This window comes from Achromobacter sp. ACM04 (genome assembly GCF_014851465.1).
GTDB classification, from domain to species: domain Bacteria; phylum Pseudomonadota; class Gammaproteobacteria; order Burkholderiales; family Burkholderiaceae_B; genus Achromobacter; species Achromobacter aegrifaciens.
The window spans coordinates 1,140,905-1,160,884 of record NZ_JACUZS010000001.1; the positions used below are offsets into that span (position 1 = coordinate 1,140,905).

At 67.2% G+C, this 19,980-nt stretch carries 21 protein-coding genes; 10 read left to right on the forward strand and 11 right to left on the reverse strand.

What is annotated here, in order from left to right:
• Window positions 1–115 precede the first annotated feature (115 nt).
• Window positions 116–268, reverse strand: a complete 153-nt coding sequence (locus tag IB259_RS05285) for a DUF3309 family protein (RefSeq protein ID WP_082400986.1) — start codon at window positions 266–268, stop codon at window positions 116–118.
• A 49-nt stretch (window positions 269–317) separates the two neighbouring features.
• Window positions 318–485, reverse strand: coding sequence for a hypothetical protein (locus tag IB259_RS05290; RefSeq protein WP_013393888.1), 168 nt, complete (start codon window positions 483–485; stop codon window positions 318–320).
• Between the two features lie 121 nt (window positions 486–606).
• On the opposite strand from IB259_RS05290, the gene IB259_RS05295 reads away from it, so the two are divergent.
• Window positions 607–1,677 (forward strand): DNA topoisomerase IB, encoded by a 1,071-nt coding sequence (locus IB259_RS05295; RefSeq protein ID WP_192327935.1) that lies wholly within the window; start codon window positions 607–609, stop codon window positions 1,675–1,677.
• On the opposite strand, the gene IB259_RS05300 is transcribed toward IB259_RS05295, so the two are convergent.
• The gene (locus tag IB259_RS05300; RefSeq protein WP_082401045.1) at window positions 1,663–1,914 is read right to left on the reverse strand and encodes a hypothetical protein; all 252 of its coding nucleotides are present in this window, start codon (window positions 1,912–1,914) and stop codon (window positions 1,663–1,665) included. The genes IB259_RS05295 and IB259_RS05300 overlap by 15 nt on opposite strands.
• Before the next feature lie 161 nt (window positions 1,915–2,075).
• Between IB259_RS05300 and IB259_RS05305 the strand changes: the two genes are divergently transcribed.
• The 3 genes from IB259_RS05305 to IB259_RS05315 all read left to right on the forward strand — a co-directional run bounded on the left by IB259_RS05305 (window position 2,076) and on the right by IB259_RS05315 (window position 3,796).
• On the forward strand, window positions 2,076–2,405 hold the full coding sequence (locus tag IB259_RS05305; protein ID WP_125472091.1) for a four-helix bundle copper-binding protein: 330 nt from the start codon (window positions 2,076–2,078) through the stop codon (window positions 2,403–2,405).
• A gap of 77 nt (window positions 2,406–2,482) precedes the next feature.
• Window positions 2,483–2,824, forward strand: coding sequence for a YqjD family protein (locus IB259_RS05310; RefSeq protein ID WP_054454257.1), 342 nt, complete (start codon window positions 2,483–2,485; stop codon window positions 2,822–2,824).
• An 84-nt stretch (window positions 2,825–2,908) separates the two neighbouring features.
• Complete coding sequence (locus tag IB259_RS05315; RefSeq protein WP_054454255.1) at window positions 2,909–3,796, forward strand: SDR family oxidoreductase; 888 nt, start codon at window positions 2,909–2,911, stop codon at window positions 3,794–3,796.
• Window positions 3,797–3,811: 15 nt separating this feature from the next.
• On the opposite strand, the gene IB259_RS05320 is transcribed toward IB259_RS05315, so the two are convergent.
• Window positions 3,812–4,432, reverse strand: a complete 621-nt coding sequence (locus IB259_RS05320) for a DUF4142 domain-containing protein (RefSeq protein WP_192327937.1) — start codon at window positions 4,430–4,432, stop codon at window positions 3,812–3,814.
• Window positions 4,433–4,450: 18 nt separating this feature from the next.
• On the reverse strand, window positions 4,451–5,041 hold the full coding sequence (locus IB259_RS05325) for a hypothetical protein (protein ID WP_125472095.1): 591 nt from the start codon (window positions 5,039–5,041) through the stop codon (window positions 4,451–4,453).
• 250 nt (window positions 5,042–5,291) lie between these two features.
• Here IB259_RS05325 and IB259_RS05330 point away from each other — a divergent pair, with 250 nt between their 5' ends.
• On the forward strand, window positions 5,292–5,525 hold the full coding sequence (locus IB259_RS05330; RefSeq protein WP_225588734.1) for a DUF378 domain-containing protein: 234 nt from the start codon (window positions 5,292–5,294) through the stop codon (window positions 5,523–5,525).
• Between the two features lie 15 nt (window positions 5,526–5,540).
• Here IB259_RS05330 and IB259_RS05335 read toward each other — a convergent pair whose 3' ends face one another.
• Complete coding sequence (locus tag IB259_RS05335) at window positions 5,541–5,774, reverse strand: hypothetical protein (RefSeq protein ID WP_054454248.1); 234 nt, start codon at window positions 5,772–5,774, stop codon at window positions 5,541–5,543.
• A 166-nt stretch (window positions 5,775–5,940) separates the two neighbouring features.
• On the opposite strand from IB259_RS05335, the gene IB259_RS05340 reads away from it, so the two are divergent.
• Entirely contained in the window at window positions 5,941–6,324 is a 384-nt protein-coding gene (locus IB259_RS05340) for a hypothetical protein (protein ID WP_054454246.1), read from the forward strand.
• 2 nt (window positions 6,325–6,326) lie between these two features.
• On the opposite strand, the gene IB259_RS05345 is transcribed toward IB259_RS05340, so the two are convergent.
• Window positions 6,327–7,703 (reverse strand): sigma-54 dependent transcriptional regulator, encoded by a 1,377-nt coding sequence (locus IB259_RS05345; RefSeq protein ID WP_054454244.1) that lies wholly within the window; start codon window positions 7,701–7,703, stop codon window positions 6,327–6,329.
• A gap of 276 nt (window positions 7,704–7,979) precedes the next feature.
• On the opposite strand from IB259_RS05345, the gene IB259_RS05350 reads away from it, so the two are divergent.
• On the forward strand, window positions 7,980–8,903 hold the full coding sequence (locus IB259_RS05350) for a sigma-54-dependent Fis family transcriptional regulator (RefSeq protein ID WP_054454242.1): 924 nt from the start codon (window positions 7,980–7,982) through the stop codon (window positions 8,901–8,903).
• 187 nt (window positions 8,904–9,090) lie between these two features.
• Window positions 9,091–10,527 carry an RNA polymerase factor sigma-54 gene (locus tag IB259_RS05355; protein WP_192327939.1) on the forward strand — a complete coding sequence of 479 codons (1,437 nt, stop codon included), beginning with the start codon at window positions 9,091–9,093 and terminating at the stop codon, window positions 10,525–10,527.
• A gap of 27 nt (window positions 10,528–10,554) precedes the next feature.
• On the opposite strand, the gene IB259_RS05360 is transcribed toward IB259_RS05355, so the two are convergent.
• The 3 genes from IB259_RS05360 to IB259_RS05370 form a co-directional block, all read right to left on the reverse strand.
• Window positions 10,555–13,563: a GAF domain-containing protein gene (locus IB259_RS05360; protein WP_192327941.1), complete on the reverse strand. Its 3,009-nt coding sequence runs from the start codon at window positions 13,561–13,563 to the stop codon at window positions 10,555–10,557.
• Between the two features lie 98 nt (window positions 13,564–13,661).
• Window positions 13,662–14,372 carry a DUF2325 domain-containing protein gene (locus IB259_RS05365; protein ID WP_192327943.1) on the reverse strand — a complete coding sequence of 237 codons (711 nt, stop codon included), beginning with the start codon at window positions 14,370–14,372 and terminating at the stop codon, window positions 13,662–13,664.
• Between the two features lie 82 nt (window positions 14,373–14,454).
• On the reverse strand, window positions 14,455–15,762 hold the full coding sequence (locus IB259_RS05370; protein WP_054454235.1) for an MFS transporter: 1,308 nt from the start codon (window positions 15,760–15,762) through the stop codon (window positions 14,455–14,457).
• Between the two features lie 104 nt (window positions 15,763–15,866).
• Here IB259_RS05370 and IB259_RS05375 point away from each other — a divergent pair, with 104 nt between their 5' ends.
• Window positions 15,867–16,757, forward strand: coding sequence for a LysR family transcriptional regulator (locus IB259_RS05375; protein WP_054454233.1), 891 nt, complete (start codon window positions 15,867–15,869; stop codon window positions 16,755–16,757).
• Between the two features lie 145 nt (window positions 16,758–16,902).
• Window positions 16,903–18,558 (forward strand): mucoidy inhibitor MuiA family protein, encoded by a 1,656-nt coding sequence (locus tag IB259_RS05380; RefSeq protein WP_254596494.1) that lies wholly within the window; start codon window positions 16,903–16,905, stop codon window positions 18,556–18,558.
• 5 nt (window positions 18,559–18,563) lie between these two features.
• Here the strand turns inward: IB259_RS05380 and IB259_RS05385 are convergent, their stop codons facing one another.
• A complete protein-coding gene (locus IB259_RS05385) occupies window positions 18,564–19,874 on the reverse strand; it encodes a ferric reductase-like transmembrane domain-containing protein (protein WP_175160516.1) in 1,311 nt (436 codons plus the stop codon).
• Between the last annotated feature and the right edge of the window lie 106 nt (window positions 19,875–19,980).

A 19,980-nucleotide genomic window follows, 5' to 3' on the forward strand; every position in this document is an offset into this window, starting at 1 on the left:
TTACGCCTGGGCGCAAACCCGCGCCACCCGCCGGTCCGCCAGACGGCCGCCTGGCGGACCGGTGGCGCGCGAGCCGTCCGACACGGCCCGCGCGCCCATGACCGCATGGGACCTGCTAGAGCCGGCCGGTCAACAGCATCACGATCAGCACAATCAGCAATATGCCCAGTATGCCGCTGGGGTAATAGCCCCAGCCGCGGCTGTGGGGCCAGGCGGGCACGGCGCCGATCAGGAGCAGGATGAGAATAATCAGCAGGATGGTCGACATGGCGACTCCTCAGTTCTTGTTGGGATCAGGGAAAAACCACAAGCCCGCGTCAGGGGCTGGGCGGCGTGATTTCCTTGCCGGGCGGCGACAAGGGCGGCAGGTCCACGTCCGGTTCATCGGTATCCGGATCCACAGGCAGGTCGCCGGGCGGCGAACCTGGCGGTATCGGATCTGGCTTGGGCGGAACGTGCAGGTAGTACGAGTACGCGATGTGCATGGCTGTCTCCGGAGAAAGTCCATTCCTGCATCAGCAAGCCGCGTGCCTGGCTACGCACAAGGGGTGGCGGGCACGCCGCATGCTGAGGACAGCGCCCCTGCCCCTGTTAGCCGCAGACGACATGAACCCAAGTCCCCGAACGGCGCCCGCCCGCGGCGGCGCAGCGCTGGTCTACTACGACGACAGCCTGGCAGGCTATACCCGGATCCGCGTCAACGGCAGCGCCTTTCACTACCTGGACGCGCAAGGCAGGCGCATACGCAGCGCGCGCGAAATCAAACGGATCGACGCCCTGGCGATACCGCCGGCTTACGAAGATGTGTGGATCTGCCCTTCCCCGCTCGGGCATCTGCAAGCCACCGGGCGCGATGCCCGGAGACGCAAACAATACCGTTATCACCCGGACTGGACCGCGGTGCGCGACGCGAGCAAGTACCAGAGCCTTGCAGCCTTCGGCCAGACGCTGCCGCGCATACGGCGGCAGGTCGAGCGCGATCTGCGTACCGCCGGGTTGTCCCAGAACAAGGTGATAGCCGTACTGGTACGTTTGCTGGAGACGACGCTGGTGCGCATCGGCGCTCGCGAGTACGCCAGAACCAACAAGTCCTATGGCCTGACCACGCTCAAGCGGCGGCACGCCAGCGTGACGGGCGACAAGTTCCGTTTCCGCTTCCAGGGCAAGAGCGGCGTGACCCATGACGTCAGCGCTGCGGACCGGCGCGTGGCGCGCATCATCAAGCGCTGCCTGGACATACCCGGCCAGCAACTGTTCCAGTATCTCGACGAGGACGGCGGCAGCCATCCGGTCGATTCGGGCGCGGTCAACGCCTATCTGCGTGTAGCCGGCGCCGGCGATTTCACGGCGAAGCACTACCGGACCTGGGCAGGCTCCGTCATGGCCTATGCCGCGCTGCAGGCATGCCCCAGCGAGAGCGCCAGCCAGGCGCAGAAGACGGTGGTGGAAGTGATCAAGCAGGTCTCGCGGCGGCTGGCCAATACGCCAGCCGTGTGCCGCGCCTGCTATGTGCATCCGGCTATTCTGTCCGCCTATCTGGACGGCACGCTGCCCGCGCGCTCGGCAGCGCCACGGGGTCCCCGCGGACTGAATGCGGACGAACGGCGCCTGCTTGCCTTCCTGGGCGGAGAGGCCGCTGCGGCAGCGAACGCCAGGCAGGCGTCAAAGGATCGATGAGCGCGCGTTCTTGGCCCGAGGTTGCGGCGCGGAACCGTCCGCCCAGTTCGACTCGGTGCGCGTATCGGCCACGATGCGCTTGTCGCGCGCGGCCTCGTTCGGGGTAGAGGCGTCTGGTTTATCCGGTCTGCGCGGAACATCGACGGGAGAGCGCGGCGGCAGTATCTTAGCGTTGTCTTCCGCCCGCTTGCCGGCTTGCGCCGGTTTCGCGGATCCGGGTACGGATGCTGGCTTCATGCGTGGCTCCTGCAGTGACTCCCCGACGGGGATTCGAACTTCCATGCTACGGCTCCAGGCCGCCCGGGTCATCGCCGTGCGGCATCAAATTGCAAGCGGATGTGGCCCGGTCTCCGGGCACGCCGGTTGCCGCGCGTACCCGGCACACACAAGGAGATGCAATGCGAGACCAAAATTTCGAGCAATGTGTGCAAGCCTGCTATGAATGCGCCGTCGCCTGCGATATTTGCGCATCCGCGTGCCTGCGGGAAAATCCGTCCCACATGCAGCGATGCATTGCACTCTGCACCGATTGCGCCGCGGTTTGCCGGCTGTGCGCGGCGATGCTGGCGCGCGACGGCGAGTTCGCCAATGCGCTTTGCACGCTGTGCGCGCTGATCTGCGATGCCTGCGCGCGCGAATGTTCATCGCACGAGGCAGAGCATTGCCAGGTCTGCGCAGGCGCTTGCCTAAGCTGCACCCTGGCCTGCCGCGACATGCTGGAGGCCTGAAGCCTTCGGATCCGCAGCGCGGCCGCCCGGGCCGGTCCGCGCAGGCGTATTTCCCGCCCGACAGCCAGGAGCTACCGATGGCCTCTACCAACACCCCCCTGCCCTCCGACTTTCCGGAAAACGGCCCGGACAACCGCGGCGCGCACAGGCGTGCACGGCACCCGGAGGCCTGGATCGACGACCTGGAAGCCACGCTCAGCGACGCCTCGGCGACCGATCTGGAGGCGCTCAAGGCGCGCCTGTCCGAACAGCTGCACGCCACGCGGCGCAGCCTGCGCGACGCTTCAGACCATGCCGGCGACCTGATGCGGGAGACCATAGACTGCACCGAGGAGTACATCCACGCCCGGCCATGGCAGGCCATCGGCCTGGTGGCTGGCGCGGCTTTCCTTTTCGGCGTGGTGGTGGGACGGCAGTAGCTCCGGCGCGCGCGGCGGGCCGGGCATGGCATTTGCTCGGCAATGGGCGAGGCGCCTGTCGCGCCTGCCCACCAGGAGACCCTCATGAGCAAGCCCGATCAAGCCGACACCGGCGCCCGCCCGCATCCCACACCGCCCATGCCGGCCCAGCACCTGGAAAAGCCGGGGCAGGAAGCCGACATGGTTCTCAAGCCACAGTACCAGGCGCCCCAGTACAAGGGCAGCGGCAAGCTCGAGGGCATGGTTGCGCTGGTGACAGGCGGCGATTCCGGCATAGGCCGCGCGGTCTGCCTGCTGTATGCGCGCGAAGGCGCCGACGTGGCGGTCGTCTATCTCAACGAGCAAGAGGATGCCGAAGACACCCGGCGCGCCGTGGAAAGCGAAGGCCGCCGTTGCCTGCTGATCGCAGGCGACGTACAGGAACCCGCGTTCTGCGAACAGGCGGTGGAACAGACGATCCGGGAATACGGCAAGCTCGATGTGCTGGTCAACAACGCTGCCTATCAGCAGCACACCGACACGCTGCCCGAGATCAGCGACGAGAAATGGGACAAGACGCTGCGCACCAACATCACCGCCTATTTCCAGATGGCGCGCGCGGCGCTGCCGCATCTGCACGCTGGCGCTTCCATTATCAATACCGGGTCGGTCACGGGCCTGCGCGGCAGCGCCAAACTGTTGGACTACTCCACCACCAAGGGCGCGATCCATGCTTTCACACGTTCGCTGGCCGCCAATCTCGCGGGCAAGGGCGTGCGTGTGAACGCAGTGGCGCCGGGACCCGTATGGACGCCGCTGAATCCTGCGGACCAAAGTCCGGAGAAGATCAAGGAATTCGGCAAGCACACGGACTTGGGGCGTCCGGCGCAGCCCGAGGAAATCTCTCCGGCCTACGTCTTCCTGGCCTCGCCCGTGTGCGCCAGCTACATCACCGGCATCGTGCTGCCCATTACCGGCAGCGCTGGCGACTGAGGCCCGCGCGTCCCGCTACTTGGCCGGCGCGATCGAGGCCGGCGCCTCACGCGACGCTGGCGACACGGCCGGCGCTTCGCCCTTCGTCGCCGGCTGGATCTTGTCCGGGTCGGCGGGCGGCGTGCTTTGCAGCTTGCGGCCCACTGCCAGATGTTCGGCCACCATGGGCAGCGCACGCACCGCGAAATCGCGCACCTGCGGATCCTTGGACTCGCGTGCCGCCGTCTCGAACAGGCGGTTTGCGGTGACGTGCGCGTCCACGGCTGCCTTTTCGATGTAGAGCGCGTCGAAGTCCGGGCCGGTCCTGTTGCCCAGCTGTTGCAGGGTGCCCCGGTCGGGTTCGGATGGTTCGGCTGGCAGCTTCACCTGCTTGCGCCCGGCCAGGGTCTTCAATTCGGCGTTCATGGCGCCATGCTGCTCCTGCATCCGTGCGGCGTATGCCTTCACGTCGCGGTCCCCTGCTCGCTTCTTCGCCAGCTCCGCCGCCTCTACCTCGAACATGCCGGAGCCGGCCGCCGCCTGCAGGAAGCGCGCTTCCGGCTCCGCCAGTTCCTGCGCCTGCACGCCGCCCAGCACACCGGGCGCGGCCAGCAGGCATAGCGCGACGACACCGCAGAGCCATAAGGTCTTTTTCATCTCCGTGTCTCCCTCGGCCTAGTTCGCCATCGTCGACGCGTCCACATGCCGCGGCGGCGTCAAGGGGTCGAAGTCTTCCCATTTGCCATTCAACCAGCGGCCTTGCGCGCGCTCGACGTCCGTGCCGCCGGCCTGCGTCAGCACGGTTCTTGCCAGCGCATCGCGGTCCGGCGACACGTGCAGCGCCAGCATCACGCCCGCCTGGCGTACGGCAGGATGCGCGTCACGGGCGACGGTGGCCGCCGGATGCCTGCGGCGTCCGCGCCCGATCACCCATAGCGCCCCGGCCAGCGCGCCCAGATAGGCGCCTACGCCCGCAGCGGCAATGACGATCAAGACCGAAGCCCCCACCCGGGCGGCGATCAGCCCGCCCAGCAGCGCAAACACCAGGCCCAGCGCGGAGGCGCCCGCCACCGCGCCGAAATGGCCGCCCCGGGCATCGGGATCGGCCACGCGGTCGCCGCCTATCGGAAAGCGCGCGTGTTCGCCCGCCGTGTTGATGTAGAAGGTATGGATATCGTCTTCGGTGAATCCTTCGGCGCACAGCTTGCGCGCCGCCTCGGCGGCGTGGTCGAAAGTGTCGAATCGGGCGGCAACGATCAGGGACATTGTGCTCTCCATCGGGAATCATTCCCTTGTGGTCAGCAACTGCCGTGCCCGTTCCAGGCATGGGAATTGCTGTAGCGCTGGCGAGCGGCCTGGACCGGCAGGTTCAGAGGCAGTCCGCCCGCAGTCCCGCCTACCCGCATTCTGCGCAAAGGACTTCCACATGGACATGCCCGGCAACCAAGAAGATCTTTCAGAATTGGAAGAGGATTCTGCTCCTCCCCCGGTCCCTCCCGAGGCCCGCGGCCTTTCCTTGCTTGACTGGTCCGCCTTGATCGCGGTGGTTGCGGGCGGCCTGAACTGCGGCCTGATCGCGGCGGTAGGCCTGGATGTCTTCGCGAAGGTGCTGCCGTCGGCCGCCGCGACGCGCAGCGTCTACGGCCTGATCGGACTGGCCGCGCTATACAGCGTGGTGCTGCTGTTCCGGCTGGGCGAGCAAGAGGCGGACGCAATCCCCGCCGAAAAGACGGAACAAGCGGCGGATTGAACCCGCCGCCAGCGGCTATTTTGAGCCGGGCCGTTTGCCCGGATACTGGCCGCCTTCCTCGTACTCCGCGCCCTTGTCGTTGGGCTTCTTGTCCGACTCGCGTTTGGGCGCCGCGGCCGGCTTGCCGAAGCCCGGCTTGTCGGTTCCGAACTGGCCGCTGCGATGCGCCGCCTCAGTTTGCGTGCGCGGCGCATTGGCCTTGCCTTGCTCGGTGTCCGCCTTTTCATGGTCTGCGCGCTTGGTTTGCATGTTCGTATCCCCGGGCTCGTTCAATGGATGCTTGCAGTGTGCGCATGGGCACCGCCTGCGGCAAGGTGCCGGAGCAAGCGGCGTGCCCGGCCGGCCCGGGAACGCCGCTTGCTTGCACATGCGGCCAGGCCCGGGCGATGCCGGGTCCCCATCCTAGGAGTCAGCCATGAATCTGTCCCGAGTCGTTCTCCCCGCCGTCGCCCTGAGCCTTTCCGCCCTGGCTTTTCAGGCGCAAGCCCAAACCGCGCAGACCAGCGGCGGCGCCGTGCGCAGCAACGCGCAGATCGATGACCAGTACAAGCTGGACAAGAAACGTTGCGACGGCATGAAAGGCAACCAGAAGGACGTCTGCCAGCAGCAGGCCGAAGCCACGCGCGACAAGGCCCGGGCCGACGCCAAGGCAGGCAAGGAAAAGGCCGAGGCCTCGCATGACGCGGCCAAGGTGCGCAACGATGCCGACTACAAGGTCGGCAAGGAAAAATGCGACGCCATGTCCGGCAATGCCAAGGACGCCTGCATGGCGGACCTGAAAACGCGGTACGGCAAATGAGGTCAGGACCGGTCCTGTTTCCGGCCAGGCGCCGCTGCGGCGCCTTCCGCGTCCGCAGCGGCGTATTCCTCAAGCCGGTTGTACAACGTCTTGGGGCTGATGCCGAGCACTGCCGCGGCCTGCTTTTTCACGCCGTTGCAACGCTCCAGCGTCGCCAGGATCAGGCGCCGGTCCGCTTCCGCCAAGGTTTCTCCCACGGGTACGCTGACCTGGCCGCCCGCGCCCTCGCCCGCCGGCGACACTCGGGGCGTCAGCATATCCACTTCCAGCGTATCGCCATCCGCCATGATGAAGGCGCGGCGCACGTAGTTCTTGAGCTCCCGCACATTGCCCGGCCATGCGTATTGCTGCAGCGCGGCCAGCGCGCGCGGCGAGAATTCCTTGTTCTTGCCGGATTCCTGGTTCAAGCCTTGCAGGAAGCGATTCGCAAGGAACAGGATGTCGTCGCCGCGTTCACGCAGCGCCGGCAGCTTGATGGGGAAGACGCTCAGCCGGTAATAGAGGTCCTCGCGCAGCTTGCCATCCTTCACCGCCTGCTCGGGATCGCGGTTGGTCGCGGCGACGATCCGGATATCGCAGGCGATCTCCCGATTGGTGCCCACGCGCATGAACTGCCCGGTCTCCAGGACCCGCAAGAGCTTGACTTGCAGGTCCAGCGGCATTTCGGTGACTTCGTCCAGGAACAGGGTTCCGCCGTCAGCGCGCTCGAAATAGCCCTTGTGCTGGCGGTCCGCGCCGGTGAAGCTGCCGCGCTCGTGCCCGAACATTTCGCTTTCGATCAGGTTGGGCGAGATCGCGCCGCAATTCACCGCGATCAGGGGACGCTGGCGCCGCGCGCTGAGTTCATGGATGGCATGCGCGGCCAGTTCCTTGCCGGTGCCGCTTTCGCCGATCAGCAAGGTCGTCACATTGGTGGTGGCCACGCGGCCGATCTGACGGTAGAGTTCCTGCATGCAGGCCGACGCGCCGTACATCTTTCCGTAGCGCCCCGGTTCTTCGAACGGAGCCCCCCGCAGATCGCCGCTCGAATTCGCATTCACGCGCGCGAAGATTCCGTTCAGGCGTTCCATGCAGATCGGCTTGACCAGGTAATCTGTGGCCCCGAGGCGCAGGGCCTGCACGGCGTTGTCGACGGTGCCGTGGCCGGTCATCACCACCACCTCTGCGCTGGCGGCGGCGTCGCTCTTGAAAATTTCCATCCCGCTGCCTTCAGGCAAGCGGATGTCGGTCAGCACCAGATCGGGCGCGTGCCGCTCCAGCTGGATCAGCGCATCCTTGACGCTGGCGGCCAGGGCTACTGAAAAGCCGCTTTCGCGCCCGATTTCGGCCAGGGTTTCGCGTATCGCCGGGTCGTCATCAACGATCAACAGATGAGGCATGCTTGCTCCGTGTCGCGGATGTTGAGGGTCAGTGATTCAGCATAGCGATAACCGCCGGCCCGGTGGCAAATGTTCGACACTTTCCATCAACATTTTCGAATGCTTGCAAATCGTCGCATACCGTACTGCGTCGATTCTCTAGCATGGAAACAGACTCACGGCCCGCGCGGGCCCTCAGGAATCAGCATGCCCAATCGCAGCACTACTACTGCCCCGCGTGCAGCGGCGTCCGCGAAGTCCGACGCGCTGCTGGACCCATCAGCCCTGTCCCCCGTGATGCAGAAACTCGGCGCGCAACTCCAATTGGCCGCAGCCACCGATGCCAGCGTCTTCATCGTGGGAGAAAGCGGGACCGGCAAGGAAATCGTCGCGCGCGCCATCCATGACGCCAGCGAACGCCGCGAACAGCCTTTCGTGGCAGTCAATTGCGGCGCCATCAGCGGCAGCCTGGCGCATGCCGAATTGTTCGGGCATGAAAAAGGCAGCTTTACCGGCGCGGTCGCCCAGAACGCCGGCTACTTCGAATACGCCAGCGGCGGCACGCTGTTCCTGGATGAAGTCACCGAAATGCCGCCCGACCTTCAGGTGAATTTCCTGCGCGTGCTCGAGGCAGGCACGTATCAGCGCGTAGGCGGCTCGGACTTGTTGCGCGCCAATGTCCGCATCATCTGCGCCAGCAACCGCGATCCCTTCGCCTCGGTCGCTGAAGGCCGCCTGCGCCAGGACTTCCTGCACCGGCTCCTGGTGATTCCGTTACGCGTGCCGCCGCTGCGTGAGCGGGGCGAAGACGCCCTGGTGCTGGCGCACTGGTTCCTCGACACCTTGAATGCTGCAAACGGCACGCGGAAGTCGTTCTCCCCCCGCATGCTGGAAGCGATCTCCCTGCATGATTGGCCGGGCAATGTCCGTGAACTGCGCAACGCGGTGCAGCGGGCGTTCATTCTGGCAGACGGTGAACTCGAAACCGAGCTATTGCCCCGGTCGCGCGAGGCGCAGCGGCCGATGCTGCGTAACGGCGCGCTGACCCTGCCCATCGGCATGTCGTTGGGCGAGGCGCAGCGCGCATTCATTCTTGCGACGCTGGCGCACCATGCGGGCGACAAGCGCATCGCCGCGGAGACGCTGGGCCTGAGCCTGAAGACGCTCTACAACCGCCTCGAAGACTACGACCAGAACGGGCAGGACGACGCCGGGGCTTGAGCGCCAGGGCCGATCTTGCGGCCACCGCGCGCGAGAGGCGCGAGAGGCATTTCTTACCACTGGCTTGTAATACTGGGGCAGCGCCGCGCGCGCAATCAACCCGCCTCGCCCGCCGAGACGCCTGGCATGGTCTTTGCTTCAGTACAAGGATGGACTGCCGCCGGCAGCCAGTCCCCAGGAGGCTCGATTGGTCTACCCCACGCAAGAACTGCGCCTGCGCCAGCAGATGGCGCTGGCGCCTCGCCTGCAGCAATCCGTCAAGCTGCTGCAGATGACCGCGCTGGAATTCACCACGGCAGTGGAACAGGCCTTGGCCAGCAATCCATTCCTGGAGGATCCCGACGAGCTGGAAGACGACCTGCCGGCCGCCGCGGAGGGCTTTCCTCCTGCTGACCCGCCCCAGCCCGCGCCGCTGGAGCCTGCGCCCCAGGATGATCTGCCCCCGCCTGATGCTCCCGCCTATTCCGGCGACTACCCCACGCGCGCGCAGGGCGACGGCCCGGACCGGGACCAGGGATTGTGGGTCAGCGCACCCATATCGATGAGCCAGCGCTTGTCCCAGGAACTGGGCAACTATCAATTGCAGGCGCGCGACCGCCTGCTTGCCGAGTACATCATCGACGCGCTGGATGACGACGGCTATCTGCGCACGCGGCTGTCCAATCTGTGGGAAGACGCGCCGCGCGGCGCCGAGCCCGTCCCGGATGAATGCGAATGGATGACTGCGCTGCGCCTGGTCCAGCAATTGGATGCTCCGGGCCTGGCCGCGCGCGATCTGGCCGAGTGCCTGACGCTGCAGCTGGCGGCGGCAACCGGCATCAGCGACGAGTTGCGGACGCTCGCCCTGCGCATCGTGCACGAGCAACTCGAGCGGCTGGCCCGCAACGACTGCGTCGGCTTGCGCCAGCAGCTGGGCTGCTCCGAGGACGCCTTGCGCGAGGCCTGCGCGCTGATCCGCAGCCTGGACCCGAAGCCCGGCGGCCGCTATAGCGCCGAAGCGCCTGTCTACGTCGTACCCGACGTATTCGTCGACAAATGGCAATCGCGCTGGCGCGTGCTGCCCAACCGCAACGCCATGCCCCAGGCGCGGCTGCACCAGACCTATGCCGAATTGTTCCGGCGCGCTCGCCTGGACGACCGCAGCCCCATGGCCCAGGAGCTGCAGGAAGCCCGCTGGCTGGTGCGCAACGTCGAACAGCGCTACATCACGATCCAGCGCGTGGCCGAAGCCATCGTCAAGCGCCAGCAGACCTTCTTCGAATATGGCGACGTGGCCTTGCGGCCGCTGATGCTGCGCGAGGTCGCGGATGACCTGGACATGCACGAATCCACGGTGTCGCGCGCCACCGTCGGCAAGTACATGGTGACGCCGCGCGGGGTGTTCGAGTTCCGCCACTTCTTTTCGCGCGAACTGGCCACCGACACCGGCGGGTCCTGCTCCGCCACGGCGGTGCGGGCCTTGATCAAGGAGATGGTCGAGGCCGAGGATCCGGCCATGCCGCTCTCGGACGTGGCCTTGACCCAGCAACTGGCGGCCAGCGGCATACTGCTGGCGCGGCGCACGGTATCCAAGTACCGCGGGCAATTGCGCATGCCTCCCGCGGAACTGCGCCGCCGTCACTAGGCCGGCGCCGGCCAGGGCTTGCGCGGACTAGTGGCGGGACTCCTGCCCCGGCCTGCCGGGCGCGCTGTCCAGCATGCCCTGCACGCGCTCGGTCAGCTTGTCCAGCTGGAAGGGTTTGACGATCAGCTCCAGCCCCTGTTCAAGAAAGCCCTGGCCGCGCGCCGCGCTTTCGGCATATCCCGTCATCAGCAGCACGCGCAGGCCGGGACGCGCCACGCGGGCGGCGTCGGCCAGTTGCCGGCCATTGAGCCCCGGCAGCCCCACATCGGTTACCAGCAGGTCGATGCCGCGCGCGGATTGCAGCAGGTCCAGGCCGGCCTCGCCGTCCACCGCCGTCAGCACCTCCAGGCCGAGTTCGGCCAGGCATTCGCGCACCATTTCCCGCACGTTCGCATCGTCTTCCACCACCAGCACGACTTCCTTGCGCGCTGCGCCGGGCGTAGCGGCCGCCGGGCGTTCGCCATCCTGCACGCTTTCGGGCGCGCCGTCGTAGCGCGGCAGGAATAGCCTGACCGTGGTGCCCACGTCCACCGTGCTCTCCAGGCTGGCCGCGCCGCCAGCCTGCCTGGCGAAGCCGTAAATCATGGACAAGCCCAGCCCGGTGCCCTGGCCCAAGGGCTTGGTGGTGAAGAACGGGTCGAAGGCGTGCGCCAGCACGTCTGGCGGCATGCCGCAACCCACGTCCGTCACCGATACTTCCACGTAGCGTCCCGCATGCTCTCCGGCGCAGAGCGACAGGAGCGGATCGTGCGGCTCCACATTACGCGCGGCAACCGTCAGCGCGCCGCCGTTCGGCATGGCGTCGCAGGCGTTGATCACCAGGTTCAGCATGGCATTCTCGAACTGGTTCTTGTCGCAGCAGACCGCCCACAATTCCTGCGGCAGGTCCAGCCGCAGGGCCACGCGTTCGCCGGTGTAGCGGTGGAACAGCGCCACCATGGACTGCAGCGCGGAGGCCACGCAGAACGGCTTGGGGTCAATGGGCTGGCGGCGCGAAAAAGTCAGTAGCCGCTGGGTCAGGTGCGCCGCCCGGTTCGCCGAATCCATGGCGACGTCCACGAAACGCAGCGCCTGTTCCGGCGCGCCGGCCGTGATCTTGCGTTGCACCAGGTAGAGCGCGCCCGAGATCCCCTGCAGCATATTGTTGAAATCGTGGGCGATGCCGCCGGTCAGGCGTCCCACCGCTTCCATCTTCTGCGACTGCCGCAGCGCGTTCTCGGTGTCGCGCAAGGCCTCGGCCTGCTGCTTCAGGTCGGTGTCGTCCCGCCCCGTCATGTACAGGCTGTCCTGGGTCCAGGACATGCTCCATGTAATCCAGCAATAGCCGCCGTCGCGCTTGAGCAGGCGGTTTTCCAGATGCCTTGCGCCGGGACGCGGACCCGCGTCGCCCGAAGACCAGCCCCAGGCCGCCAGCGTCGCCGCCAGATCGTCCGGATGGATCAGGTCGGCCAGCGCCAACGACATGAACTGCTCGGGGGTCCAGCCTAGAATGGGCCGCACCGCAGGGTTGACGCTGACGAAGCGCCCTTGGCGGTCGACCACCGCAAGCAGTTCCGGCGAAAGGCGCCAGATCCGGTCGCGCTCCGCGATCGCGTCTTCCACGCGCTGTTCCAGCATGCGCGAATACTGTGAACGCTCGACCGCGCCGCACATGCGCTCGGCCACTTCCTCGAGGAAGGCGATATCGCTGTTCTTGAGCCTGCTGCCCGATGCGGGACACGCCAACATCGCGCCGGTATGCCGGCCCCAGCGCCGCAGCGGCACGACGATGGCCCACGGTCGGATCTCGCCGCCGGCTTCTCCCAGCAGCGGCGCCAGGTATGTGGTGCGCCCCAGCCGCAAGGCCGCGTGATAGTCGTCGCCCAAGGCATCGAGCGTGTGCGGCGGCTGGCCAAGCAGCGTGGACCCCGGGGGCCAGACCGAAGATATGGCGGGAGCCTGGTCTTCGCCCTGCGTATCCAGCACCGCCATCTGGCCAAGCGCCAGATGCAGGCACAGCCCTTCGCATGCGGCCTGCTCTATGTCCTCCTGGCGATGCAGCTCGCGCATGCGGTCGCCCAGGGCGCCGAGGTAATTCTTGCGGTGCTGCCCTTCCCACAGCTCGGCCTCGGCTCTCTTGCGCGCCGTCACGTCCAGGAACAACGCCATCATCCTGTCGGTTCCGTCCTTGCGCGCGCGGGCCTCGTACCAGGCCTCCGTGGGCGCGGGCACCATGAACTCGAACTGGGCCGGCTCGCCGGTCTCGATGACCTGCGCGAACGTATCCATGATCTGGCCGGGCACGCCGGGAATCATCTCGCGCAGTGTATGGCCCAGGGTATCGCCTTCCTTCATGCCTGTCTGGCGCTCGAAGGCGGGGTTCACCTCCAGGAAGCGGAAATCGACGATGCGGCCGGCGTCGTCGCGCAATGCCTCACTGAGAAAAAAAGCCTCCTGCATGCCGGCAAACATGGCGCGCCAGCGTTCGCCGCTCTGGCGCAGCGCCAACTCCGTCAGATGGCGTTCTATTGCCAGGGCGGCGCTACGCGTGACCAGCGCGATCGCGTCGATATCATGGGCGGAGGGCGAACGCACCACGCCGTAGTAATTGGAGAAGACGCCCAGCAGACGGCCGTCGGGCGCCTTGATCGGGGTGGACCAGCAGGCCCGCAGGCCGTGGGACAAGGCCAGGTCGCGCCAGCGCGCCCAACCGGGGTTCAAGGCGATATCTTCGACGTAGACCGGGCTGCCGGTGTATGCGGCCTCGCCCCAGGACGCGCTGTCCGGGCCGATAACGGCCTTGTGCACCGCGCTGTTGTAGGCGGCCGGCAGGCTGGGCGCGGCGCCATGCACCAGAAAGCCGCCGCTTTCATCCACCAGCGCGATGGAAGTGCGCAGTTCCACGCTGGACTGCGCCTCGATGGCATGCAGCACGTGCTCCAGCACCTCGGCCAGCGGCATGCCGGCGGCTATGCGCTGCAACATGATGCGCTCGTCTTCCAGGCGGGCAAGCGTGTCCGTCCAGGGTAGCGCCACTCGGTCCCGCTTGGTCAGCATGTCGGCCCCCTTGCCCCTAGACTGTATTGCGGCAATGGCCGCGCAGCCGAAACGCTAGGTAACGCGACGCTACGGTTAGCGCGCGGGAAACGGACGAATCAAGCGTCCGTCTTCAGCGGTGCACGCTCCAGCCGCAGCGCCTGCAAGGCTTCGGGCTTGTCGACCAGCACGCATTGTTTACCGGTGCGGGTGCAATGGTCCTTCACGCGCCAGTAGGCGCCGTGGCTGACGCAACCGGTCTGGCAGATCACCAGGTCCGCAGCCACCAGGCTGGCTTCCAGCGTGTCGCCATCGGCATCCGCGCCGCCATCATGGCCGAGATAGCGCCCGCCGGCCAGTTCGACCACCTTGCGCGTCAGCGCCAGGGCCACCGCGTCCTCGCCCACGCACAGCACCGCCTTCTCGCGCAGCACCACGGCTGACGGCGCGGGACGCCAGGCGGGCGGTTCCGAGAGCGTTTCGAGTTCACGTGCGGCAGCGCCGGTCCGCCCTTGCCAGGCCAGGCGTTCACGCATGAGCGTCTGCACGCGCTCCATCAGCTGGGCGACGCTGCGCGCCAGCGCCACGCGCTTGGGCAGGCCTGGAATGGAAGTCTCCAGCGTCTTGCGGTCTTCACGCGCCCAAGCCAGCGCCGTGTCGCGCACGATGACGGCTGCGCGCAGGCGCATGGCCTCGCTCTCCAGATACAGGATGCGCGCGGCCTGGGCTGCCAGGAGCCGGCTGCAATGCGCTTGCGCCTGCCCGTACGCGGCGAGCAGCGCGGCATGTTCGCGTTGCAGGTTCTGGCTGTCGGGAGAGGTAGGATTCATCGCGGCCCTCGGAACTGGATGGGATGGCGCTCACCGAGCGTGCCGCAAATTATAAATGAGAATTACTAGCTTTTAGACCATCCTAGGATATGCCCCGCCCCACCGCGGCGGATGCCGGCACGCGGCCCGTGCGCTTGTACAGGCCGGCGCTGATCGCCAGCGCCAACGCGAGCAGCCCGCCGGCCATCGCGGCCACGCCGGGCCACTGGCCCGTGGTCCAGAAGTGTCCGCCCAGCGATCCGAGCACGCTCGATCCCACGTAGTACACCAGCAGATAGAGCGACGCCGCCAGCGCCTTGTAGCCGCGCGCCATCTGTCCGACCCAGCCGCTGGCGACGGCGTGGGCCGCGAAAAAGCCGAAGGTGAACACCACGATCCCGGCGATCAGCAGAGGCAGCCAGTTGGACAGCGTCAGCAGCAACCCCGCCAGCGCCAAGCCGGTGGCGGCCGACAGCATCGCGCCGCGTCCATGGCGGTCGGCCAGGCGGCCGAACCAGGTCGAGGCGAAGATGCCGACCAGATAGACCACGAAGATGAAGCCAATGAAGGTCTGGCTCAGCGAAAACGGCGGCAGCAGCAGGCGAAAACCCACGTAGTTGTAGACCGTGACGAACGCGCCCATCAGCAGGCCGCCCAGCGCGAACAGCCCGCACAGGGGGCCATTTTTCAGGTGCGAGGCGGCGCCTGCGCGCACATCGCCCCACACGCCAGCCCAGCCCCGGCCCCGCTGGGGCGCGAACCTGCGCGACGCGGGCAGCAGCCACACGAACAGCACCGCCGCCACGATACCCAGGAGGCCCAGCGTGCCCAGCGCGGCGCGCCAGCCGAAATGATCCGACACCAGGCCGGTGATGACGCGGCCGGACAAGCCGCCGAACGCGCTGCCGCCGATGTACAGGCCCATGGCGAAACCCAGCGTTCCTGGCTCGACCTCTTCGGCCAGGTAGGCCATGGCCAGCGCCGGCACGCCGCCCATGGCCAGCCCTTGCAGCGCGCGCAGCGCCAGCAGGCTGTGCCAGTCGGGCGCGGCGGCGGCGATGGTGCCGAGCACGGCGGACGCGAACAGCGACAGCGCCATGGCGCGTTTGCGCGGCACGGCTTGTGAAAACAAGCCCACGAAGAAGATGGCGACGGCCAGGAAAGCGGTGCACAGGGACAGCACCAGGCTGCTCTGCGCGGGCGATACGCCGAACGCATGGGTGAACAGCGGCATCAGCGGCTGCACGCAATACAGCAGGGAAAAAGTGGAGAAACCGGCCGCGAACAAGGCCCACTGGGCGCGCCGCAAACCGGGCGTGCCGCGGGCGAGATGATCGGTGGAAGCAGAGACAGGCTCCGCCGGCGCGGACGCGGCGGTTGGGGATGAGGGACTGGCTAATGGGGCAGACATCGGGATTCTCGAGAACAGCGGGCATGCAGCCCACGCCACCAAGGTAGACTTTTCCCCTGCATATGTCCAATATATGAAAGTCATCCCGACCATATTTAATAACGATGGAATTGCGCCACCTGCGGTATTTCACCGCCGTCGCCGAAGAGCTGCACTTCACGCGCGCCGCCGCCAGGCTGGGCATAGGCCAGCCGCCGTTGAGCCAGCAGATCCAGCAGCTGGAACGCGAAATCGGCACCCCGCTGTTCCTGCGCCTGCCGCGAGGCATCGCGCTGACCGAGGCCGGCGCCCAGTTCCTGGAAGACGCCCGCGCCATCCTCGCCAGCGCCGACCGCGCCATCGACACGGCCCGCCGGCTGGGCCGCGGGGAACGCGGAGCAATCACCGTGGGATTCACGGCGTCCGCGGTGTTCCACCCCTACCTGCCCCGCGCCATCCGGGCGTACCGGGACCGGTATCCCGACGTGCGCGTCACGCTCACCGAGAGCAATACGGTCACGCTGCTGCGCGGCCTGCGCGCGGGCGACGTCGACGTGGCCTTCGTGCGGCCTCCCTATGTGCTGGACCCGGAGTTCGAGTCCGAGCGCGTGCTGGACGAACCCATGCTGGTGGCCCTGCCGCCAGACCATGCGCTGAGCCGCAAGCGCAGCGTGCCCATCGCCGCGTTGGCGGACGAGGACTTCGTGCTGTATCCGCGCCCCATCGGCGCGGGCCTGTACGACGCCATCATGTCGGCGTGCCAGCGCGCCGGCTTCGTGCCGCGGGTCATCCAGGAAGCGCCGCAGATGGCCTCCATCGTGAGTCTGGTGGCTGCCGGCGTGGGCATTTCGGTCGTGCCTGCGGCGATGCGGCACATGGGCGCGCAAGGCATCGAGTACCGGCCCATCAAGGGCGACGCGCCGCACGCCCTGCTGGACATGGCCTACCGCCGCCACGACCGCTCGACCGCGGCGGGCAACGCCGTAGACATGCTGCGCGCGCTGGCCCACCCCTAGGCCGCGCCTCGGTATCGCCCTGTCGCGTTTGTCATTTTCTGTAAGATCAGCGTCCGGGCCGCAATGTAAATTTGGCGCGCGCGGCGGTCCGTCCCTGTCCAAGGACACGGCGTCGCGCGATTCCAACCTGTACAAAGGTGAAATAGTGCGACGTACCCTTCTGGCCTTGGCCATCGCGACGATCCCCGGCCTGGCCGCAGCCGCCGGACTGCCTTCCTCCATCGGTTCCGTGACCGTCTACCAGGACCGCGCCGTCGTGACGCGCGCCGCCAGCAGCGAGCTGGCCGCCGGCGAACACGAGCTGGTGCTGGAGAAGCTGCCGGCCAGCCTGCAGGAAAATTCGCTGCAAGTCTCGGCCAAGAGCACCGGCCAGGCGACATTGCTGGACGTGAAGGTGCGCGACGCCTATCAGGCAGACACCGTCAACGAACGCGTCAAGCTGCTGGAGGAACAGGTACGCAAGCTGCAAGGCCAGCAGGCGCTGCTGGACGACGAGGCCGCGGTGCTGGACAACCAGCGCGAGCTGGTGCTGATGATGCAGCGGGGCGCCACCGAACCGTCGAAGGACGGCGCGCGCCTGACGCTGGACGAACTGAAGGCGATCCAATCGCTGAGCGCGGACTCCCTGGCCAAGTCGCTGGCCGGACTGCGCCGGGTGGCCGAACAGAAAGAGGTGCTGGAGCGCGAGCTGACCGCCTTGCAGAACCAGCTGGATCAGCTGCAAAGCTCGCTCAACCGCCGCACCAAGACCGTCACCCTGCGCGTCAACCTGGCCCGCGCGGGCAAGCTGGACCTGAACGTTTCCTACGCCGTGGCCGGCGCCCGCTGGACGCCCGCATACGATGCGCGCCTGCGCCCGGCCGATCGCAGCGTGGACCTGGGCTATTTCGGCGTCATCCGCCAGGACACCGGTGAAGACTGGAATAACGTCAAGCTCACGCTGTCCACCGCAAGGCCCTCGCTGGGCGGCGGCGCGCCCGCGCTGCAGCCGTGGATCGTCGACGTGGCCGCCCCGCCGCCTCCGCCCCGCCCGCGCCCCAGCCCCGCGCCGGTCGCGGCAGCCAGGCAAGAAGCCGAAGCCAAGATGTCGCGCCAGCGCGTCCAGTCCTTCGAGGACGCCGGCGCGCCGGTCGCCGAGATGATTCCCGAGCCGCTGGAGCAGGCGACCGCCCAGGTGCAGGCCGAAGCGACCAGCGCATCGTTCCAGATCAAGAGTCCGGCCACCCTGCCGTCCGACAATTCCTCGCAGCGCGTGGCCATCGCCACGGCCAAGCTGCCCGCCACGCTGCAATACCAGTCCACGCCGGCGCTGCGCGAAGCCATGTTCCTGACCGCGCACGCCAGCAACAACACGGAGTTCCCCTTCCTGGCCGGTTCGCTGAACACCTTCCTGGACGACGCCTTCGTCGCGGCCAGCTCCATGAAGGCGGTGATGCCCGGCGAGAAGCTCGAATTGGCGCTGGGCGCCGACGAAGGCATCTCGATCAAGCGCCAGCTGGTCAACCGCTATACCGAAAGCACCGGCTTTTCGGGCAGCGGCAAGCGCGTGACCTATGAGTACAAGATCACGGTCAAGAACAACAAGGCCACCAAGGAGCAAGTGTCGTTCAAGGACCGCCTGCCCATCTCGCGCAACGAGAAGATCGTGGTCAAGCTGTTGTCGCCGGCAGACCGCGAGATCAAGCGCGAGGAAGACGGCAAGCTGGTATGGGACTGGGAAATGGAGCCCGGCAAGTCGCGCGAGACGGTGCTGAAGTTCTCGGTCGACTATCCGGGCGACATCGAGGTGTCCGGCATCTGACGCGCTCAGCGCATCTGGAACGCCTCTTGGTGAAACAGCTCGCTCACCGGCATGCCGCGCCGGTGCAGCCCGTCCTTCAAGGCATCGGCGAATCCCGCCGGGCCGCAGAACCACACGCTGGGCCATGCCGCGCCCGGCTTGTGGTCCGCGGCCAGCTCGGCGGCCGTCAGCGGCCGCTGGGTATCGCTGTAGCGCACATGCAGGGTCACGTTCGGCACGCGCGCGCATAGCGCTTTCAGGTGATCCGCGAACGGCGCATCGTCGGCGTTGCGGGCGCAGTAGTACAGGGTCGCGACCGGTGCGGTATCCGGGTCCGTCTGCAAGGATTCCATCCATGAAATGAACGGCGTGACGCCGATGCCCGCGGCCACCCAGATCTGCGGCCGCCCATCGTCGCGCTGGAAGTCGAAGCAGCCGTAAGGGCCTTCGATGATGACGTCCTGCCCCACTTGCAGGCTGCGCTGCAGACGCCGCGTGTAATCGCCCAGCGCCTTGATCGAGAACTGCACCCGGCCGGTGCCGTCGTCCGCGCCGGACACCGTAAAGGGATGCGCGCCCTCGCGCCGGTCCGCGGTCAGGAAAGCGAACTGCCCGGCGCGATGGTGCCAGTTGCCCTCCACCCTACAGGTCAGCGCCAGGATGTCGTCCGAAAGATGGTCGATGGCCAGCACCTGCCCCCTGTAGCGGCGCCCGCGTCCGATATTGCCGGTCAGCGCCATGACGGCGCAAACCGTCCCCACCGCCGTGCACAGCGCCACCAGCCAGCCGGCGGGCTGCCACCACCAGGCGGCCGGCGTCAGGACCACGCCATGGAAGGCGACCACCAGGAAGATCACCGCGGCGATGCGGTGGACCTGGCGCCAGATGTGATACGGAAAGCGCCGCCACAAGGTGAGCAACACCATCGCGGCCAGGATCCACACGGCCCATTCGCCGATGTCCTTGGCGGATCCGCGGAACACGTCCAGCAAAGCGGCCGCGCGCGGCGTCTTGGGCACGGGGTCGAACAACGCCAGCAGCAGCGGCTTGCCCAGCTTGATCAGGTAATGCGCCGCCGCCAGCGCGGCAGCCAGGATGCCGCTCCATTTGTGCAGCCGGTACATCTTGTCCAGCCCGCCCATCCGCGTTTCCAGCCACATGGGGCGCACCGCCAGCAGCATGATCAGGGCCATGACCGCGTAGGCGCCCAGGCCCGTCAGCAGGATGAGCTGATCGCGCGCGGTCCAGACGTTGAGTTCGGCCGGCGGTTGCGCCCAATAGGCGCCGGCCCAGGCCAGCAGGGAAATCAGCAGAACAGCGGCCAGTATGCGTCGCATCGGTTCATCGCTCCATCTTGGGGACCGCGCCACCGTGCGCAGCCCGCATGAAGCCATGGTAAATCCGCCCGTGGGGGCAATTTTCCATGCGCGGGCGCAGTCTTGA

Excerpts from the sequence above, each read along its gene's own strand:
- IB259_RS05325 (WP_125472095.1), bottom strand. The coding sequence starts at position 5,041 with ATGTCCCTGATCGTTGCCGCCCGATTCGACACTTTCGACCACGCCGCC.
- IB259_RS05335 (WP_054454248.1), bottom strand. The coding sequence starts at position 5,774 with ATGCAAACCAAGCGCGCAGACCATGAAAAGGCGGACACCGAGCAAGGC.
- IB259_RS05365 (WP_192327943.1), bottom strand. The coding sequence starts at position 14,372 with ATGAATCCTACCTCTCCCGACAGCCAGAACCTGCAACGCGAACATGCC.
- IB259_RS05345 (WP_054454244.1), bottom strand. The coding sequence starts at position 7,703 with ATGCCTCATCTGTTGATCGTTGATGACGACCCGGCGATACGCGAAACC.
- IB259_RS05310 (WP_054454257.1), top strand. The coding sequence starts at position 2,483 with ATGGCCTCTACCAACACCCCCCTGCCCTCCGACTTTCCGGAAAACGGC.
- IB259_RS05350 (WP_054454242.1), top strand. The coding sequence starts at position 7,980 with ATGCAGAAACTCGGCGCGCAACTCCAATTGGCCGCAGCCACCGATGCC.
- IB259_RS05315 (WP_054454255.1), top strand. The coding sequence starts at position 2,909 with ATGAGCAAGCCCGATCAAGCCGACACCGGCGCCCGCCCGCATCCCACA.
- IB259_RS05300 (WP_082401045.1), bottom strand. The coding sequence starts at position 1,914 with ATGAAGCCAGCATCCGTACCCGGATCCGCGAAACCGGCGCAAGCCGGC.
- IB259_RS05385 (WP_175160516.1), bottom strand. The coding sequence starts at position 19,874 with ATGCGACGCATACTGGCCGCTGTTCTGCTGATTTCCCTGCTGGCCTGG.
- IB259_RS05285 (WP_082400986.1), bottom strand. The coding sequence starts at position 268 with ATGTCGACCATCCTGCTGATTATTCTCATCCTGCTCCTGATCGGCGCC.
- IB259_RS05305 (WP_125472091.1), top strand. The coding sequence starts at position 2,076 with ATGCGAGACCAAAATTTCGAGCAATGTGTGCAAGCCTGCTATGAATGC.
- IB259_RS05360 (WP_192327941.1), bottom strand. The coding sequence starts at position 13,563 with ATGCTGACCAAGCGGGACCGAGTGGCGCTACCCTGGACGGACACGCTT.
- IB259_RS05340 (WP_054454246.1), top strand. The coding sequence starts at position 5,941 with ATGAATCTGTCCCGAGTCGTTCTCCCCGCCGTCGCCCTGAGCCTTTCC.
- IB259_RS05290 (WP_013393888.1), bottom strand. The coding sequence starts at position 485 with ATGCACATCGCGTACTCGTACTACCTGCACGTTCCGCCCAAGCCAGAT.
- IB259_RS05295 (WP_192327935.1), top strand. The coding sequence starts at position 607 with ATGAACCCAAGTCCCCGAACGGCGCCCGCCCGCGGCGGCGCAGCGCTG.
- IB259_RS05375 (WP_054454233.1), top strand. The coding sequence starts at position 15,867 with ATGGAATTGCGCCACCTGCGGTATTTCACCGCCGTCGCCGAAGAGCTG.
- IB259_RS05320 (WP_192327937.1), bottom strand. The coding sequence starts at position 4,432 with ATGAAAAAGACCTTATGGCTCTGCGGTGTCGTCGCGCTATGCCTGCTG.
- IB259_RS05370 (WP_054454235.1), bottom strand. The coding sequence starts at position 15,762 with ATGTCTGCCCCATTAGCCAGTCCCTCATCCCCAACCGCCGCGTCCGCG.